The organism is Leclercia sp. J807, from assembly GCF_009734465.1.
Lineage (GTDB): Bacteria > Pseudomonadota > Gammaproteobacteria > Enterobacterales > Enterobacteriaceae > Enterobacter.
This window is the reverse complement of record NZ_CP046446.1, coordinates 328,404-345,991: the sequence shown is the minus strand read 5'-3', so window position 1 is coordinate 345,991 and position 17,588 is coordinate 328,404. Positions and strand designations below refer to the sequence as shown.

14 protein-coding genes are annotated in these 17,588 nt (G+C 51.6%); 3 read left to right on the top strand and 11 right to left on the bottom strand.

Annotated elements, in window-relative coordinates; genetic code table 11:
* Nucleotides 1-78: 78 nt before the first annotated feature.
* Nucleotides 79-1,005: a hypothetical protein gene (locus GNG26_RS01590; protein WP_156237556.1), complete on the top strand. Its 927-nt coding sequence runs from the start codon at nt 79-81 to the stop codon at nt 1,003-1,005.
* Nucleotides 1,006-1,126: 121 nt separating this feature from the next.
* Nucleotides 1,127-2,143, top strand: a complete 1,017-nt coding sequence (gene galE, locus GNG26_RS01585) for a UDP-glucose 4-epimerase GalE (RefSeq protein WP_156237554.1) — start codon at nt 1,127-1,129, stop codon at nt 2,141-2,143.
* Between the two features lie 39 nt (nt 2,144-2,182).
* Here galE and GNG26_RS01580 read toward each other — a convergent pair whose 3' ends face one another.
* The 11 genes from GNG26_RS01580 to proP all read right to left on the bottom strand — a co-directional run bounded on the left by GNG26_RS01580 (nt 2,183) and on the right by proP (nt 15,780).
* Nucleotides 2,183-2,590, bottom strand: a complete 408-nt coding sequence (locus GNG26_RS01580; protein ID WP_156237552.1) for a hypothetical protein — start codon at nt 2,588-2,590, stop codon at nt 2,183-2,185.
* Nucleotides 2,591-2,592: 2 nt separating this feature from the next.
* A complete protein-coding gene (locus GNG26_RS01575) occupies nt 2,593-3,705 on the bottom strand; it encodes a glycosyltransferase family 4 protein (RefSeq protein WP_156237550.1) in 1,113 nt (370 codons plus the stop codon).
* Between the two features lies 1 nt (nt 3,706).
* Nucleotides 3,707-4,918 carry a glycosyltransferase family 4 protein gene (locus tag GNG26_RS01570; protein ID WP_156237548.1) on the bottom strand — a complete coding sequence of 404 codons (1,212 nt, stop codon included), beginning with the start codon at nt 4,916-4,918 and terminating at the stop codon, nt 3,707-3,709.
* The gene (locus GNG26_RS01565; RefSeq protein WP_156237547.1) at nt 4,918-5,916 is read right to left on the bottom strand and encodes a glycosyltransferase family 2 protein; all 999 of its coding nucleotides are present in this window, start codon (nt 5,914-5,916) and stop codon (nt 4,918-4,920) included. The genes GNG26_RS01570 and GNG26_RS01565 overlap by 1 nt, the downstream gene beginning before the upstream one ends.
* Nucleotides 5,913-7,289, bottom strand: coding sequence for a capsular biosynthesis protein (locus GNG26_RS01560; RefSeq protein WP_156237546.1), 1,377 nt, complete (start codon nt 7,287-7,289; stop codon nt 5,913-5,915). The genes GNG26_RS01565 and GNG26_RS01560 overlap by 4 nt, the downstream gene beginning before the upstream one ends.
* Nucleotides 7,286-8,497: a lipopolysaccharide biosynthesis protein gene (locus tag GNG26_RS01555; protein WP_114388139.1), complete on the bottom strand. Its 1,212-nt coding sequence runs from the start codon at nt 8,495-8,497 to the stop codon at nt 7,286-7,288. Before GNG26_RS01555 ends, GNG26_RS01560 begins: the two co-directional genes overlap by 4 nt.
* On the bottom strand, nt 8,494-10,620 hold the full coding sequence (locus GNG26_RS01550) for a polysaccharide biosynthesis tyrosine autokinase (RefSeq protein WP_156237545.1): 2,127 nt from the start codon (nt 10,618-10,620) through the stop codon (nt 8,494-8,496). Before GNG26_RS01550 ends, GNG26_RS01555 begins: the two co-directional genes overlap by 4 nt.
* Nucleotides 10,621-10,622: 2 nt before the next feature.
* A complete protein-coding gene (locus GNG26_RS01545) occupies nt 10,623-11,180 on the bottom strand; it encodes a polysaccharide biosynthesis/export family protein (protein WP_103825453.1) in 558 nt (185 codons plus the stop codon).
* A 1-nt stretch (nt 11,181) separates the two neighbouring features.
* Nucleotides 11,182-12,468 carry an outer membrane beta-barrel protein gene (locus GNG26_RS01540; RefSeq protein ID WP_103825452.1) on the bottom strand — a complete coding sequence of 429 codons (1,287 nt, stop codon included), beginning with the start codon at nt 12,466-12,468 and terminating at the stop codon, nt 11,182-11,184.
* Nucleotides 12,458-13,873 (bottom strand): undecaprenyl-phosphate glucose phosphotransferase, encoded by a 1,416-nt coding sequence (locus GNG26_RS01535; RefSeq protein ID WP_103825451.1) that lies wholly within the window; start codon nt 13,871-13,873, stop codon nt 12,458-12,460. Before GNG26_RS01535 ends, GNG26_RS01540 begins: the two co-directional genes overlap by 11 nt.
* A gap of 404 nt (nt 13,874-14,277) precedes the next feature.
* On the bottom strand, nt 14,278-15,780 hold the full coding sequence (proP, locus tag GNG26_RS01530; RefSeq protein WP_103825450.1) for a glycine betaine/L-proline transporter ProP: 1,503 nt from the start codon (nt 15,778-15,780) through the stop codon (nt 14,278-14,280).
* 655 nt (nt 15,781-16,435) lie between these two features.
* Between proP and kdgT the strand changes: the two genes are divergently transcribed.
* Entirely contained in the window at nt 16,436-17,431 is a 996-nt protein-coding gene (gene kdgT / locus GNG26_RS01525; RefSeq protein WP_103825449.1) for a 2-keto-3-deoxygluconate transporter, read from the top strand.
* Nucleotides 17,432-17,588 lie beyond the last annotated feature (157 nt).

The following is a 17,588-nucleotide window of genomic DNA, read 5'->3' as shown; positions in this document are numbered from 1 at the left end:
CACCTTTCATACTTCTGGGACTAAAGACACCGCTTATTTCTGAGTTTATTCATATTTACTCATGAGTACCATGGTAAAATGTTCAATAAAAATAACAGAATAATCAAAAAGCTGTTCTTCCATGAGTCCTGGGACATTATGGTCATCAACAGCCACGGCCAGCATGTTTTCCCGGAAAACACGCTGGATATTCTCTGTAATGCGAAAGCACGGCAGCTTGATAAAAAATATATTTTCCAGGCCGATCCTTTTATTATCGATAAAGGTGAGCGGCTGTATGTTTTTTATGAAGCTTTCTCCTTCCTCACCTCAAAGGGGGTACTGCGCTGCCGTGTCCTTAATAAAGACCTGGAGGAGATAGAGGACGTTAAGCTCGAGGGGTTTGACGATTTAAAATGCCACCTCTCCTTTCCCTTTCTGTTCGAACTCGACGGCAAACTGTTTATGATCCCGGAATCTGCTGAGCGGAAAGAGGTCATTTTGTTCCAGTCGGTTGATTTTCCCACGCGCTGGGAAAAGGTGAAAGTCCTGGTTTCCGATATGGCCGTGACGGATAACGTGATCTTTGAGCTGAATGGCGTGAATTTCATGGCCTCCACCACCATGGACAATGAGCTGGTGATCCACACCTCAGACGCTATTCTCGGTGACTGGCAGCAAATTTCTCCTGACCTGGATATCTGTAATATGCATGCCAGAGGCGCCGGAAAGCCCTACTCGGTCAACGATAAAACCTACCTCTTTACCCAGGAGTGCAGTGCTGGATTTTATGGGAAATCCATATTCATCAAGGAATTGACCAATCTGACGCCGCATAAATATGAAGAAAAGTTGGTCGGTAAAATAAGCCCGTCGATTAATAACAGTGACGGTATCCACACGTTAAACTTTACCGATAACTATATTGTCTACGATACAAAGCACCTGACTTTCAGCCTACTTTCCACCCTTAAAAAGCTGGCCTATAAAGTGATGGTGAATCACCGCAAGCGTCTTTTTAGCTAAGTGACAATATCGGTATTCAGAACTAATCTAACCAGAGTGACAGGATAAAACACTGTAAAAGAGCTCCCCTGCTCCGCCACGTCAGTGCGCGGGCCACTGCTGGCTTTTTGAGGGCGTTAATATGGCGATTCTGGTTACGGGCGGTGCAGGCTATATTGGTTCACATACGGTACTGGCATTACTCGAGCGGGGAGAAGAGGTCGTTGTCATTGATAACCTTTCAAATGCCTCGCAGGAGTCATTAATCCGGGTCGCAGAATTAACGGGCAAACGGCCAATGGTCTGTATTGCTGACATTCTGGATCGCGACGCTTTAAAAACCCTTTTCACTCAACACAGCATCACCGACGTCATTCACTTCGCTGGTCTTAAATCGGTTTCTGAATCTATTGCACACCCTCTCGCCTATTATGAAAATAATGTGGCCGGGACGATGGTGCTTCTACAGGAAATGCAGCAGGCAGGTGTGTCCAGCCTTATTTTCAGCTCCTCGGCCACGGTTTATGGCAATCCCGATACCGTTCCCTTAAGCGAAAAGTCCCCTACCGGCGGTACAACTAACCCATACGGCACTTCCAAGCTGATGGTGGAGCAGATTTTGCGAGATTTCGCGGCGGCGCAACCGCAATTCAGGATCACTTGCCTGCGCTATTTTAATCCGGTGGGGGCGCATCCTTCCGGACGCCTGGGAGAAGATCCAAACGGGATCCCCAATAATCTTGTACCCTATATTTCTCAGGTCGCTATCGGCAAGCTGCCGTGTCTGACCGTCTTTGGCGATGATTATCCCACGCCTGATGGAACGGGCATCCGTGATTATATTCATGTGATGGACCTGGCCCACGGCCACCTGGCGGCGTTGGATCATAAAGACGAAGGGGACGCCTTCAAGGTCATCAACCTTGGTACCGGCGTCGGTTATTCGGTAATTGACCTGATCAAAGCATTCGAAAAAGCGGCGCAGACCAGAATTAATTACCGCATCGTCGGCAGGCGATCCGGCGATGTGGCAGAGTGCTGGTCGGATTCATCGCTGGCGCTCCAGCTCCTCGGATGGCATGCGACGCGCAATCTAGATGAGATGATGCGCGACGCATGGAACTGGCAGAAGAACAATCCCGGCGGGTATAACGCCTGATTACCAGCAGGGTAACAGGTGCCATGAGGCACCTGTTAATTACTGATACTTCAGGTTAAGCCACCAGTCCCAGATCCCGACGTGAAAGTGCTGGAACAGATCTATCCCCAATGCCGATTTGATCATATAGAGCGTCAGCAGCACGCAACACAGCAGGAAAAGCGTGGCGAACAGAATGAGAAAAGTGACCACGATACGCGACAGTCTTGACTCCGGGCGCGTACGCGTGCGGAGATCCCGCCCCAGTAAAAACACCATATAGAGGCGTTTGCCGAAGAAAGGGAAACTTTTACGGATATCGATCCGGTGCCGCGACGCCAGAGTGATTGAGACGATCGCGCTCTCGATCTCCTCTTTTTGCTCAGGCGTCAGCTGAGCGGTAACGTTCTTATCAAGCACTTCGTAAAAACGATCGATAACGATCGGGTTTCTGGGCTTACTGGTCAATTTTAACCTATTGATTTGTCTAATCTGTGGTAAATGGAGACGGTTTTCCTGGCGATTTCATCCCAGTTGTAACGCTTCAGAAAATCGCCGTAATCAACGCGGGGCAAATGCGCCTGACTTGCCATTTTTGCTGCTAAATCAGCAACGTTTCCCAGCTTAAAACTGGTCTCATCCGGCAAACCGACCTCGAGGTTCGGCAGAATATCGCTCACCACCACTGGCAGGGAATAGGACATCGCCTCAAGCAGCGCAATGGGTAAACCCTCATGGTACGACGGCATCACAAAGAGCGACGCCTGAGAGAAGACCACCTGCAACGCCTCGCCCTTTAAAAATCCCGTCATCACCACGCCAGGCGTGTCAAACGCGAGCTGTTTCAAACGCAAACTGTACTCCGAGGGATGATCCGCATCCCCCACCAGCACCAGCGGCAGCGTCAGCCCCGACTGTTGATATGCGGCGATGGCATCATGCATCCCCTTCTCTTCAACAAAACGCCCGACCATCACAATGTAGCGCCCTGGCTGCAAATCATACCGTCCGAGGATCTTATCGATTGTCTCTTTATCCAGCGGGCCCGGCACGTTAACCCCGTTATAAACCAGATGCGCATCATAACGGTGGTATTTCTGCTGGATCAGCTGGTTGATCACCTCGGAGATCACAATCACTTCGTTGGCATACTTCACCGCCACTTTCTCGCCGAGCATGAGGATTTTTTTCGCCGTCTTGCCCCACTTCTGGCGATCGTAATCCGGCCCGTGATGGGTAAAGACCACGCGTTTACCCAGCAGGCGTAACAGCGGCACCACGAGGCCCGGTCCGATGGCGTGAACATGCACAATATCGGATCGATCGACGAATGTCCTCAACGCAGCAATAATAGAGTGCACAATGGCCTCGAAACTGCGTTTTTTGGGCGCCCACAGTGCCAGGGTCTCCACGTTTTTGTAGCGTGAGCGCCGGTAGGGTACATAAGGTGACCGGGCGATGACGCAAATCTCCACCTCATACTGCTGGCGGATAGCCGGGTAGAGATTCTGACAATGGGTTTCAACGCCGCCTAAGACATCCGGGATGCCGCGGGTACCCAACACCGTGATTTTTTTTGCCATGTTATCGCCCGTCGAGCAGCTCGCGGTAGAGCGCCTGCAACGTCTCCATGTGCTTACGCAGTGAGTATTTCTGGCAAAGTCGTTCGCGGCCTTTCTGCCCCATCTCCCGGGCCTGCTGCGGATTTTCCGCTATCACGTCCAGCGCATCGGCCAGATCCTGAGCGTTGCCAGGTTCAAACAGCAATCCTTCAATACCGTGTCGTATCTGCTCCGGGATGCCGCCAATGCGGGCCCCCACCACCGGGCGGGCGAACGACATCGCCTCCAGCACCGCCATGGAGCAGTTCTCATAACATTCAGAGGGCAGCACCACCGCCCGGGCATGTTTAATCAGCGCATCCAGCTCCGGTCCCTGTTGCACATAGCCGAGGAACTCCGCATGGGGAAAGGTTTTTACCATGTCGTCATACAGCGGCCCGTGGCCAACCACCTTTAACGGCATTTTATTCCGCATCAGCTGATGCGCTTGGGTCAGCGTCGGCACCCCTTTTTCACGGCTCAGGCGGCCAACGTAGAGCAGATAACCTTCGTCCGGGCCCTCTTCCGGCTGCTGACTATCGTCAATACCGTTCACGATGACATCGATACGGGAGTCCGGCAGCGAGCGCCTCAGCTCGTTACGCAGAAACTCGCTCGGGGAGACAATCACGTCCAGCGCCTGATAATTTTGCGCGATGTACTGCCAGGTCGCTTCTAACGACAGCAGCAGACTCTTCGCCGCCGAGCCCTCCTGGCAGCGATAGCGAAACGCATTAAACACGCTGCCGGTCACGCAGGCATCACACACCTTGCCGTCACGCAGCATGGAGTAGGAGGGACACATAATTTTATAGTCGTGAGCGGTTAGCACCGTCTTACAGCCGAAATCCCGGGCGACTTTAATCAGCGCAGGCGTCAGCTGATGATAAATATTGTGGAAATGGACGATCTCCGGGCGCGTCTGCTCCAGCAGCGCCAGCATTTTTTTGCACGCCTCCCGGTTGTGAATAAAGCTGATGGCGGTTTTTGCTCCCGCCAGCAGGCCGCCCTCTTTGTGGTAATCCACATTAGTGACGAAGTAGTCCGCATAGTCAGAGGGAAAATTTTTCTCGTGCTGCATTGAGAAATCAATCACCTCCATCCCGGCCTCTTTCAGCATGTTACGTTCCTGAAAATAGACCGTTTCAGCTCCTCCTTTAATAAAGAAGAACTTATTCACCAGTAAGACTTTCATTACTCTACCTGCTCATGAATAACTTTATTGCCCGGTGGCACCCTGGGATCGCGAAGGGGGTGGAAAAGGCCTTTGACCAGCCCGGCAGAGAGCACCGCCAGATTGATCACGCTGTTGAGGCCGTTTTTTAATGAGCGGTTGCGAATGGTTTTCAGCAGGATGAAGGCCAGAAGCGGCAGCAACGCAATGTCGATCAGGCTGACGTCGAAAGTGAAGAACACAATCAGAACGATAAAGATGTAACTTGCGAAAATCACTTCGTTTTTCACCAGTATCAGCGCATCGCGAAACCAGGGCTTGCCCCATGCGCTGCGCAGCAGTTCTCCCGGCGCCTGATGAAACCCGCTCTTCCAGCGATAGCGCAGCATTTTAAAGGTCGGCATGGTGTAGGAGGTATGGCGGAAATAGGGCACGTTCAGGCGATGCAGTTTATAGCCCGCGGTCAGCAGGCGAATGCCCAGCTCCGCCTCTTCATAGGCGTGCAGGCTGCGGTTGGTCAGATAACCGATGTCAGCAATTGCCGACAGGCGATACAGGCCACCACCGCCTAAATGGTCGCAGTCGCCCAGCGGATAGATCTTATTGATGCGCTGTTTGCGGGAGGTAAATTCATAGTTTGAGGCGTCGTCCATCTCCACCGTGCCGGCCACGCCAGCATACTCAGGGTTTTCCTGCAGAAACGCCACCGCCCGATCGATAAAGCCCGCCTCCAGCTCCATATCGCCATCCATCAGCAGAATGAACTCCCCTTCGCTGTGAAGGTAGCCCAGCTGATGCCCGACACCGCAACAGCGGTCTGCCGGTTCGGTTAACGACACCACCATCACCCCTTTATTGCTGGCCAGCTGCTGGGTGTTATCCGTAGAAAGACTGTCGGCAACGATAATTTTATGCGGATACTCCACAATCTGGCTGCGAATACTGTCGATGGTCTTCTCAATACATTCAGCTTCGTTAAACGTTTTAATACTTACGGTAATAAACGGTTTGTACATCAATAGAGCCCCGTATAACGGCGTACGGTCCGGCGGATAATCAAGCTGGAACCTAAAGATAAATAGAATAAGAATTGCAGCATTGGCACGATCATCAGTATCTGACTGTAGGGCAGACTAAGCAGACAGGCGATGGCAAAAACATTAAATGCCGGTGCAAAGCTCAGAAGCTGGAGATCCTGTTTATCAATTTGGTCAACGGACAGCAGAGGTTCAGGCTGAACCACTTTCAGTATATAAATAAATAGCCCAATAAATATAAGTGTGCCCACCACGCCCACTTCCCAGAGCAGCATACTCATGGCGGTACTGTCGAGGATCAGGTTATAGACCTGATTCAGGAAACCTGGCGAGAGGAAGCTGCCGCTGTTGGTGGCATTCAGCCCATAGCCGAACAGCGTGCCCGGCAGCCCCGACAGGTCGTTATGCTGGAGCCAGAACGTCAGGGTGGTAAAACGCCCAATCTCCCCGCCTGGCAAGATGAAATTCGGATCGAAAATATAGCTGAGTGAACCAAAGAAAACCGTGAATGGGTTCTCCGACATGTCGATGCCATAAGCGGCGGTATAGCTGTAGGCGAGAATGACAATGGCCAGCCCGATTAACAGCACCATCGCCGCCAGAATGGAGAGCAGCACGGCTAAATTCACCTTACTCGCCTCTTTGACCCAGGAGGGCATAAGCCACACCCAGCCCAGCAGCAACGGCGACAGCAGGATCACGAATTTCACTTCACCAATAATGCACATCACAAACCCCAGCGCGATATGCAACGCCATGTTTTTAAAGCTGGTCAGCCCATGCTTATACTCCGAGACCTTCAGCAGCATGATCAGCAGACAGAACAACCCCATCGCCGCGGTGTTGCCGCCGCCCATCGGGTCGCCACCGAACGTCCCCACCACCGAGTCCCATTTTTCCTCTTCGCCGTGTAACGCCACGCGCTGCGGCACTACAAAGAGGAGCTGGTAGAGCGCAACCGGGAACTGAATATAAAAAATCCAGTACAGGCCGCGCGTCACCTGATAAATCTGCGATTCCCGGCAGAACCCCAGCAGCAGGCAGAGCATCACCAGCGAGAGCGCAATCTCATTCTTGAATCCGATCAGGGTGATCAACGCCCCGCCCTGAAACAGGGTCGAAATTCCCGCCAGCACGACAAAGGAGAGATAGAGCGTCAGAACAATCGCTTCCTGAGCATCCAGCCGCACGGGTTCATAACGGGTCTGCAGCACGAGGAAACCGGCCATCAGCATCGTCATAAAGAAGGGGAGCCACAGCACCGCCAACTCACCGGTGAAGTACTGCACCAGCCCGATGAAGATGAGGGTCAGCAGGGTGAAGGTTTGTAAGTAATGTCCGGTATTAAGATTCATGATGCCACTGACCCGTTTTTCAGAATGTCGGCGCGCTTATTCACCTTCAGGTAGATGAAGGCGTAGCGAATGAACGTCAGAATCGAAAATAAGATGATGGAGGTCGCATAGTCATTGTAGACATACGGCACGATGACAAACGCGATGACCACGATCGCCAGTTGCTCCAGCTGGATCCGCAGGAAATAGCGATGGGAGCCGAAAATCAGCTCAATCACCGTCAGCGGACAGACCGCCAGCGCCGGGAAGAGGTACGGCAGCATATAGCGCGAGGTCGGCACGGAGGCGATCCACTCCTCGCTGAAGCCCAGATTCATCACAATCGGATAGAAGATGAAGACCCCCAGCGTGCAGATCACACCCAGCACCAACAGCAGCAGGCGGACCTTCGTATACTCTTCGTAGTTGAAAACGTTGTTTCTGAAATCTATCGACCATTTCGAGAAAATGGTGTTCCGCACCGCATTGCCGACAATCACCACCGGGGCCAGGCAGAAGCGGCTCACCACCGAGAAGTAGCCCGCCGTTAAGGCCGAGAACCAGAAGTTGATGAGCATAATCGGCAGGTTGTTATTAGCCATCGCCAGCACTTCGGCACTGCCCACTTTGGTAATGTGGTGGATATTTTTTTTCAGGAACGCCAGGTTACTGGAGGGCCACAGGTGATGCAGGGTGACGGTGCGAATATCAAACGCCCGCAAGATGCAGGCGCTGGTCAGCGCCATCATCAGGATCGCCCACATCCAGTAAAAGGCCATCACCTGGTGGGTGAGCAGCACGGAGACCACCACCACCACCGAGACGGAGATGCGTTGTACCACCAGAAAGCGAAAGTTTGCCGTACGCAGCGACAGGTTCTCGGCTATCAGCACCCAGGTATTCGAGAGCGTGAGCAGGTAAAGAAAAAGCATATTCTGGTGAAACAGCCAGCCCGTCAGCACCGCATAAGGAATGGCGATGGTCAGGCTCTGCAGAAGACAAAACACCACATTCTGGGCCAGCTCGTCATCCTGTTGTCTGGGGATCAACAGCTGCGAGGCAAAGGTGCAGACCTGAGCCCCAATCAGGGCAATACTGTAGTTGAGCGCGTAGAGCCCCACTTCGCCAAGATCGTACTTATGCGAAATGAGCCAGATCGACAGGGCTCCAATCAGCTGTGAAATAACTGATGACCCTGCGATCGTGGAGGCGCTCTTGAGAAGACTCATGCCCGGCCTGTGTTATTCATCAGTTCATGCGTATGGTAGTTAAGTGAACGCAGTCCCTCTTTACTCTCCAGATTTTTATCCACGACCTGGTTCAGCACGCCGCCGATAATCACATTGTGGTGGTGGGCCGCTTTCTCAATCGCCGGTCCAGTGGTGTCGGCGGTGTTCAGACCCGCTTTGAGGACAAAGATCAGGCCGTCCGTTACCTGGTTAACCAGCTGCACTTCCTGGCTCTGATTCACGGCGGCGACATCGACAATGATGCGCTGGTAGCGGCTACGCAGCGAATCAATCAGCGGTTTTAACCGTTCAGGCGACAGCAGCAGCAGCGCAGAGACCGGCGTATTGCCGCGCGGCAGAAAATCGAGATTATCGTTTATCTTCACCAGCACGTTGTCGGTCGCGTTGTCGCCGCGCAGCACTTCTGCCACGCCAGGCGCCTTCGGTGAACCCAGCTCGCCCGACAGCCCGTCGCTGTTAAAGAAGTCCATATCGATTAGCAGCGTTTTCTGGTCGAAGCTGAAGGAGCTCGCCAGCAGATTCGCCAGCAGCGTCCGCCCCTCGCCGCCTTCCGCCGACGTCACGGTAATCACCTGCAGCGGATGGCTGCTGAGCATGATCTGCGTGCGCATGCTGTGAATAACGTCCGCGTTCAGCGGATCGCTCATAATCAGATCGCGGATTTTGCTGCGTCCGCCCACGCCTTTAAAGCGGCGGATCTCACCCAGCGGCATCAGATTCAGTCGTTTTTGCATCTGGCTGAGGGTGTTCACCGACTTGTCCGTGGCCGTTTTCACCATGATGTACATCACGTAGAAGAGCATCACCAGCAGCACAATCATCAGCATCAGCAGCGGCTTGTTCGGTTTAGCCGGCTGCGCTGCGGGCACGGCAGGATCGTAGATCTCCGCATCCGCATCGGAATAAGAGCCGGGTAGTGCCAGCTCCTGCGTGCGCTGATAGGCCATCTTGTACATCTCTTCGGTTTTATCCAGCGCCAGCTTGAGATCGTTGTAGCCGTCACGCTTCAGGGAGAGCTTCTGGAAGTTCGCTTTCTGCTCTTCCAGCTGCTTCTGGTAATTTTTTTCGTCCGCCAGCGCCGCCTCGTAGGTCTGGCGTATTCCAGCCTCCTGCTCTCTGAGCGTCATCGCCGTTTGCGCCTGAATGGCACTGATACGCGCCCGGGCCTGGATCACTTTGTCATGCTGGGGACCGTAGGATTTCTCCAGTTGGGAAAGCTCGCTGTTGGCCTGGATCAGGGCAATGCGTAAATCCTGAATCTGGGCGTGATTTGAGATGGATGGCAGCGAAATGACTTGCCCCCGCGAGCCACCGGAGCGGATTTCGTTATAAACAGATTCCGCCGCTACCCGACGCTCGGTCGCATTCGCCAGGCGGTTGGTGATAATGCCCATCTGCTCCGTTTCAAAGCCATCAACGCCACGGAAGGTCAGCAGCCCCTCTTTTGCCAGATAGCTATCCAGCGCGGTCTTTTGCTGCACCATTTGCTGCTGGAGTTCCTGCAGCTTCTGCTGGTTATCTTCCCTCGCCTTCGCCGTTTTTTGCTGCTTGAGCGCAAGGGTGTAATTAATAAACGACTCCGCCACGCCATTGGCGATATCCGCCGCCAGCTGTGGCGAGGTGGATTCATAGGAGACGGTAGACAAATGGGTCGTACGCACGTTGCTGATCGTCAGATCCTTCTGTAGCGTTTTCAGGGCATGATCAACCCGCTGCTGTTCGTTCGCCGGGGTTGCGCTGCTGCCAGCCCCCTCGCCGTTAAACGCCGGGTTTTGATCGAGTTTCAGCGTGCGAATGGCTTGCTCAAGCACCACGCGCGATTGCATCAGCGCGTTTTGCGTTTCGTAGTACCCGTTACGGGTGGAGTCATAGCCTTCCACTTTCTGGAAAGGTGAAACATTGTCCGGCTGAGCTTTAATCAGTACCGTGGCAGTGGAAACATACTTCGATGACATCAAACTCATTAATGGCCAGGCAATCGCCCCGGCAATCACGCCGGAGAGAACGATTTTCCAGGAGTTCTTTTTAATTTCTCTGGCAAATCTGGCGATATCGATAGCGCTTTCTCGCTTTTTGCCATTTTCCACTATTGATAGTTTCATGGTCAGAAGAACCCTATGCCAATAATTACGAGATCGCCCGGGAGAACGGAGTGGGTAACATCAACATTTTCAAGTAACTCACCGGAGGATGATTGACGAATGCTGAGATCCGTACGGTCTGCCCGGTCGGTATAACCCCCCGCAAGGGCGATGGCTTTTTCCACGGTCATACCCGGCTCATAGGAATAGCCATTCGGGTTCTCAACTTCACCAGAGATATAGAACTTACGGAATTCGGCGATATTTACGGTCACCATGGGATTAAGCACAAAGCCATTACGCAGGCGTTGCGTAATCTCCGCATCGACCTGACTGGCGGTTTTGCCCTTTAATTCCAGCTTGCCAATATAGGGGTAATTAATAGCCCCACTATTATCAAGTACTACTTTCATGGTCAGGTCAGGTTGACCGGCAACGTTAATGTTGACGATATCCCCGGAGCCCAGTAAATAATTTGCTGTATCGACCACACTATTGTCCTTTAACGTCGGCTGCGGTGATTTGCAGCCAGCAAAAAGGACACTGAGAAGTAAAAACGCGCACAGTTTCATTATTTTCATTTTAAATCTGAACCTTAGCTGTAAGCATAATCAAAGATTGATCGTAGCCCAACGTTTCAGTCACCACGCGATCGTCGTTAGGGCCGATAGTAAAGGTATCGGTATCTTTATTAGACTTAAGCGTATCTAGATGATATTCCACACCAAAGTTAATCGATGGTGTGAGGTCATAACCTACAATAAATGAAAACACGCCATTCTTATCGTGACGGTCCTTGTCCTGATCTTTGTAGTCTTCTGTTATGTATGCATAATCAAGCAACGTCGTTAACCGGTTGTTCATCCAAAAATGTTTGTATGAAACGCCGTACTCCGTGACTAAATTATATCCTCCCGCTTCGGAAGGGTCTTTAATACTTTGGGATGTTCTTAACGTAAAAAGTGACTGCTCGAGTGGTCTCCATTCCCCCAAAATATCCCAGTTAATCCCGTTAAAATCTTTCGACCCAGGGTTATTTTCAAACGTTTTATAGAGCCACGACACGTTCATATCAACGTTCGTTTTGCCCGTCAGCTGCGACTGAATGCCGTAACGCAAATAGTATTCATTACTATCTTTTTCCGACGCATGACCATAATGAAACTGGTTAGTAATAAAACTATAGCGAAAACGCGTCTTAGAGGTGTATTGATCGAAAATTTCTGCAATCAGCGTATTTTCGTCCCACTCCTGTTCGCGGATATATTGTGCGAAATCCTCATCCTTGCTCTCAACCTGGCCGGTATTGCCAAAGGTCCACTTGCGGTGCATCAACGCCAGGTCTGCCCTTCCACGGCCATCTGGCGCACCGTAACTATAGCGCAGCTCACTGTTGAACAAATTGGTAGTTAACGGTGACCTCACGCCAAATTGCCGGAACTGTTCAGGCAGGAAGCCTTCCGTCACGCCGCGCCCGCGCTCCTCATGGCCGAGAGAATCTTCCAGATTCAGGGTCAGGCCATGCATCAGCCCAAAACGCCAGTCGCCTTTAAAGCGGAAAAAGTGATCGTCATAATCATCCGCAGAATCGCTCGAGTAGTGGCGATAATCTCCGGAGTACATCAGCAGGTACTTATCCTGGCCTCGCTCCCCGTTCATGCTCAGGACGGGCTTGAGCCCCTGGAAGTCAGAGCCTTTTTCATCGCTGTCGTGAGGCTGGAAAGTCACGTTATCGTTGTGTCCATACTCCACCCCAACGTTGCTCTGAAAGTCGATGCCCGCCCAGCCGATATGTGATTTTGGCGTTAATTCTGCTAACGCGACCGGAGACGCTATCATCCCAGCGATAATAATAATTTTAGTATGCATTCTTACCGACAAATCCCTTAAAAATGGTTTTAATGATGATTTTTATATCTAACCAAAAGGACCAGTTCTGAATATATTCAATGTCGTACTGGACTCGCTTTTCCATTTTATATAGCGCATCAATTTCGCCACGATAGCCATTAATTTGCGCTAAACCTGTGATCCCAGGCTTTACTTTATGGCGAATCATGTAGTTTTCGACCTGCTTACGGTAAAGCTCGTTGTGCGCCACAGCATGAGGCCGCGGGCCGACAATCGACATATTTCCTTGAATAACATTGATGAACTGCGGTAGTTCATCCAGAGACGTCCGACGTAAGAATGCTCCAAAGCGCGTGACCCGGGGGTCATCTCGTGTCGCCTGTATCACCGTGTCGGTATTTTCCATGACTTTCATGGTCCGGAACTTCCAGACTTTGATCTTCTGCCCGCTCAGACCATAACGATCCTGTTTAAAGAAAACCGGGCCGCGCGAGGTGAGCTTGATGCCGATGGCAATGACGATCATTAACGAGACAATCATTACCATAATCGCGCTGCCCAGCACCAGATCTTCTGCGCGTTTAATAAACGAACCTCCGCCATCCAGCGGCGAAGTGAAAATACCGATCGTTTGTAAGTTATGGATAGAGCGTATCTGCGACGTATTGGTACTGTAAGCGTAAAAATCTGGCACGATGTACGTATTGACAGTAGTGTCGGACATCATGGCTAAAAAATGGCGTATACGTTGCAGCGCCACCATCGGCAAGGCAATGTAGATTTCATCCACTCTGCCCGCCTTCGCCTCCTCCACCAGCTTGATCACCGGCCCGTTATACGGGCTGGTAATTCTTTTCGCCAGTTCACCCAGCCGCTCCGGGCCACGTTCATCGTAGAAGGCCAGCTCCAGCTGCACGTCCGCATATTCGAGGCGCAGGGCCTTTTCCGCCGCCAGGCCGTTATCGGTAATCCCGATAATCGCCACTCTGATACGCTTTTTAGCCGACAGCTTAAAAATAATCAGCCGAATCACATAAAGAAAAGGGATCGGCGAGGCATACCAGAGCGGCATTGCCGGGATATTTCGGACATCAATAAAGCTCAGGTAACCTAAAGAATATAATTTCGCGACTAAAATGCGCACCATGCCGATAAACAGGATGGCTAAAAACGCCGTCAGAAAAAGACGCCGCTGGTTACGTAATTTATTGTTTTTAGGCCGATACAGATAACACTCAGTGTACTCACCAAACAGTAAAAAGGTGATGGAGTACAACAAGCTGATCAAAATCACAGTGTCGAAAGACTCCATTTTCAACCACCAACCGCTGAGTATCAGAATTAAATTAATTGAGAAGAAATCAATTAATTTAATGAATACTGAGTAACCTCCATGGGTGATCTTCTGCGAATTTCTCAGCATGTCCTGACCTACTTATAATTAAGCATCGGTATTATTTTTTTGTGCTAATTGCACCAGTAAGCGTATTAAAAATAATAAAATGCTGTTTCGCGCAAGAATACGTTACCGAAAAGATTCAGCATCTCAGGGTCTGTCTGCATTCATAACTATGTTGGTGTAAAACCCGGCATACACATCTCTCATAGCGCTCAAAGCGTCGATTTTTTAGAGGCATCTGCTTATATACAGCGTAAGCACTATTCAATCAAAGCGCCAATAAACTTTAGTCGTATTCCTTTTAGGTATGAAAAAAAACGATTACGCAGGCAAAATCAGGAAAACCATAGAAAATATGATCTACCTTATATGCTGTGACGTTATGGTGACGAAAGACGCAAAACCCGGCCGAAGCCGGGTTTTGTTATTTACTCATTGATGCGGGGATGTTGATCGACCAGTCGGGAACGCTTCGCCTGCAGCGCGGCAATTTCAGCATCGATATCTTCTATCTTCTGCTCAATGTTGTCGTGGTGCTCACGCAGGATCTCTTTCGCTTCCTGAAGGTCAGACGCAGCAGGCGTCGCCCCTTTCAGCGGCAGGTTCGCCGTCTCTTTCATATAAATGCCGGTTACCAGACCGACGACCGCAATCACCATCAGGTAATACGCTGGCATCATCAGGTTCTGGGTACTCTCCACCAGCGAAGCCGCCAGCGTAGGGGTCAGACCGGCGATCAGCACCGAGATATTAAACGCCGCCGCCAGCGCGCTGTAACGAATGTGGGTCGGGAACATCGCCGGCAGGGTTGAAGCCATCACGCCGATAAAGCAGTTAAGGATTACCGCCAGCATCAGCAGGCCGGCAAAAATCAGCCCGATCACATTGCTGTTGATCATAATGAAGGCCGGGATAGCCAACAAGAACAGCGCGACACTGCCGAAAATAATGAAGGGACGACGGCCAAAGCGGTCGCTCAGCAGACCCATGATCGGCTGGACAAACAGCATCCCCACCATAATGGCGATGATAATCAATACGCCGTGATCTTCCGAGTAGTGCAGGTTATGCGACAGATAGCTCGGCATATAGGTCAGCAGCATGTAATAGGTCACGTTGGTGGAGATCACCATACCGATACAGGTCAGCAGGCTGCGCCAGTGTTTGGTGGCAATTTCTTTGAACGAGACTTTCGGTCCATCCTGCAGGCCTTCGCGATCGCCCTGCTCCAGCTTATCAACATGCTGCTGGAACGCCGGGGTCTCTTCTAACGCGTGACGCAAGTAGAGGCCGATAATGCCCAACGGTAGCGCCAGGAAGAACGGAATACGCCAGCCCCAGGAGAGGAAGTTCTCTTCGCCCACTACGGTGGAGAGCAGCACCACCACGCCCGCGCCCAGCACGAACCCGGCAATGGAGCCAAAGTCGAGCCAGCTGCCCATAAAGCCGCGCTTACGGTCCGGGGAGTACTCGGCAACGAAGATCGACGCACCGGTATATTCGCCCCCGACCGAGAAGCCCTGTGCCATCTTACAGAGCAGCAGCAGGATCGGCGCCCAGATACCAATACTGGCGTACGACGGGATCAGACCAATACAGAAGGTACTGACCGACATAATCACAATCGTGATGGCGAGGATTTTCTGACGACCATACTTGTCCCCCAGCATGCCGAAGAACAACCCCCCTAACGGGCGGATAAGGAAGGGAACAGAGAAGGTCCCGAGGGCAGCAATCATCTGCACGCTGGGATCGGCATCGGGGAAGAAGACTTTACCCAGCGCATAGGCCACGAAGCCATACACACCAAAATCGAACCATTCCATCGCATTACCGAGCGAGGCGGCGGTGATCGCTTTGCGCAGTTTGCCGTCGTCAATAATGGTGACGTCGCGCAGGGTGATCGGTTTAACTTTTTTCCTTTTCAGCATTGCTATCCTCGTAGACTGGGCCCAGTGCTCACCACAGCACTTAAAAAGTGCGCTCTGTGGAACCCGGGAAGCGCCTCATGCGCATTCTCCTTTCTCAAGCGTAGCAGGTTTACTTACACTGACCTTTCGGAGCGGTACAACCGAACCTGTGACGCCTGTCTGGGCTGTTAATGATGCCCTTACCCTACCAGCGTTTATATTTGTGATCAACTTCACACATTTATTAGGGTTTTTACCGGAAGAGTCAAAACTGTAAATACATGCCAATCAGTTGTTTCTTATGTCTGGCTCGGTAGATATCTTTTCAGCCGTTATTATTTGCTGTGAAATCAAAAAAGAACGACATTATTTTACAATGCATTTACAGCGGTTTTAATAATCAAGAGGCAAATATCGTGTTTCCTCAAAATATGTGACGCAGATAACTAAAACACTGTTTTATTTTCATTGAATCATCATTCCAACGATCGCATCATAAGCCCGTCACAACGAGTCTGGTGGCCTTTGAGTGAAGGCTTAAAAAAACCAAACTGGTTATATCTGCTGTATGAATGACGAGTCCGCTGACGCCACTGCGTCACAATTCGTTGAATTCATTAGATTATTAAATATGACTTGTCCGCTGGCGATGCGCGATGAGATGTGAGGGTTGATGATGAAGATTAAAGCCGCGATTGAACGCATCCCCGGAGGGATGATGCTGGTTCCGCTGGTATTGGGTGCAATTTTAAATACCTTAGCACCTAATACTGGAGCCTATTTTGGTGGATTCACCAAAGGCATGATTACCGGCACAGTACCGATCCTTGCGGTCTGGTTCTTCTGTATTGGCGCTTCCATTAATTTACGTGCAACGGGCACGGTATTACGTAAATCCGGTACGCTGGTAATTACCAAAATTGCCGTAGCGTGGATTGTGGCGATGGTTTGCGCCATGTTTATTCCGGAAAACGGTATTCAGACCGGCTTCTTCGCAGGCCTCTCGGTGCTGGCGATTGTCTCTGCAATGGACATGACCAACGGTGGCCTGTATGCCAGCCTGATGAACCAGTACGGCACTAAAGAAGAGTCCGGCGCCTTCGTTCTGATGTCTCTGGAATCTGGCCCGCTGATGACCATGCTGATCCTCGGCTCCGCCGGCCTGGCCTCCTTTGAACTTCATCACTTTGTCGGCGCCGTGCTGCCGTTCCTGATCGGTTTTGCCCTCGGCAACCTCGACCACGATCTGCGCGACTTTTTCAGTAAAGCAACCCCGGTTCTGATCCCGTTCTTCGGCTTCGCGCTGGGTAACACCATCAACCTGAACGTGATTCTGGATACCGGCCTGCTGGGTATCGTGCTGGGTGTGGCGGTTATCATCATCACCGGTATCCCACTGATTATTGCCGACCGCGTTATCGGCGGCGGGAATGGTACCGCGGGTGTCGCCGCCTCTTCCGCAGCAGGCGCTGCGGTGGCAAACCCAGTGATTATCGCCCAGATTAACCCGGCGTTCGAACCGGTTGCCGCCTCCGCTACCGCGCTGGTTGCAGCAAGCGTCATCGTCACCGCAATTCTGGTGCCGATTATTACCGCGCTGTACGCCAAACGCTTTGGCAACGTTCCAACCACGACCGAAGAACAGCGCCCGGTTGAATCACTGCACCACTAATACCTGACCCTCCCTCCCGGGAGGGTTTTTCATTTAAAGCTACAAAGTAGTAACAGAATAATTAATAGCTTACAGCGGCTCCCAGGTCCGGCTGAAAATCGCCGAAGCGTTTCCGGAAGGCCGGGGCGAGGCGCAGGGACGCGCCGAGAGGGCATAG

What these genes read in the sequence shown, in the direction of transcription:
- GNG26_RS01590 (WP_156237556.1), top strand. Translation starts at nt 79, where the DNA reads ATGTTCAATAAAAATAACAGAATAATCAAAAAGCTGTTCTTCCATGAG.
- galE (WP_156237554.1), top strand. Translation starts at nt 1,127, where the DNA reads ATGGCGATTCTGGTTACGGGCGGTGCAGGCTATATTGGTTCACATACG.
- GNG26_RS01575 (WP_156237550.1), bottom strand. Translation starts at nt 3,705, where the DNA reads ATGGCAAAAAAAATCACGGTGTTGGGTACCCGCGGCATCCCGGATGTC.
- GNG26_RS01570 (WP_156237548.1), bottom strand. Translation starts at nt 4,918, where the DNA reads ATGAAAGTCTTACTGGTGAATAAGTTCTTCTTTATTAAAGGAGGAGCT.
- GNG26_RS01560 (WP_156237546.1), bottom strand. Translation starts at nt 7,289, where the DNA reads ATGAATCTTAATACCGGACATTACTTACAAACCTTCACCCTGCTGACC.
- GNG26_RS01555 (WP_114388139.1), bottom strand. Translation starts at nt 8,497, where the DNA reads ATGAGTCTTCTCAAGAGCGCCTCCACGATCGCAGGGTCATCAGTTATT.
- GNG26_RS01550 (WP_156237545.1), bottom strand. Translation starts at nt 10,620, where the DNA reads ATGAAACTATCAATAGTGGAAAATGGCAAAAAGCGAGAAAGCGCTATC.
- GNG26_RS01545 (WP_103825453.1), bottom strand. Translation starts at nt 11,180, where the DNA reads ATGAAAATAATGAAACTGTGCGCGTTTTTACTTCTCAGTGTCCTTTTT.
- GNG26_RS01540 (WP_103825452.1), bottom strand. Translation starts at nt 12,468, where the DNA reads ATGCATACTAAAATTATTATTATCGCTGGGATGATAGCGTCTCCGGTC.
- GNG26_RS01535 (WP_103825451.1), bottom strand. Translation starts at nt 13,873, where the DNA reads ATGCTGAGAAATTCGCAGAAGATCACCCATGGAGGTTACTCAGTATTC.
- proP (WP_103825450.1), bottom strand. Translation starts at nt 15,780, where the DNA reads ATGCTGAAAAGGAAAAAAGTTAAACCGATCACCCTGCGCGACGTCACC.
- kdgT (WP_103825449.1), top strand. Translation starts at nt 16,436, where the DNA reads ATGAAGATTAAAGCCGCGATTGAACGCATCCCCGGAGGGATGATGCTG.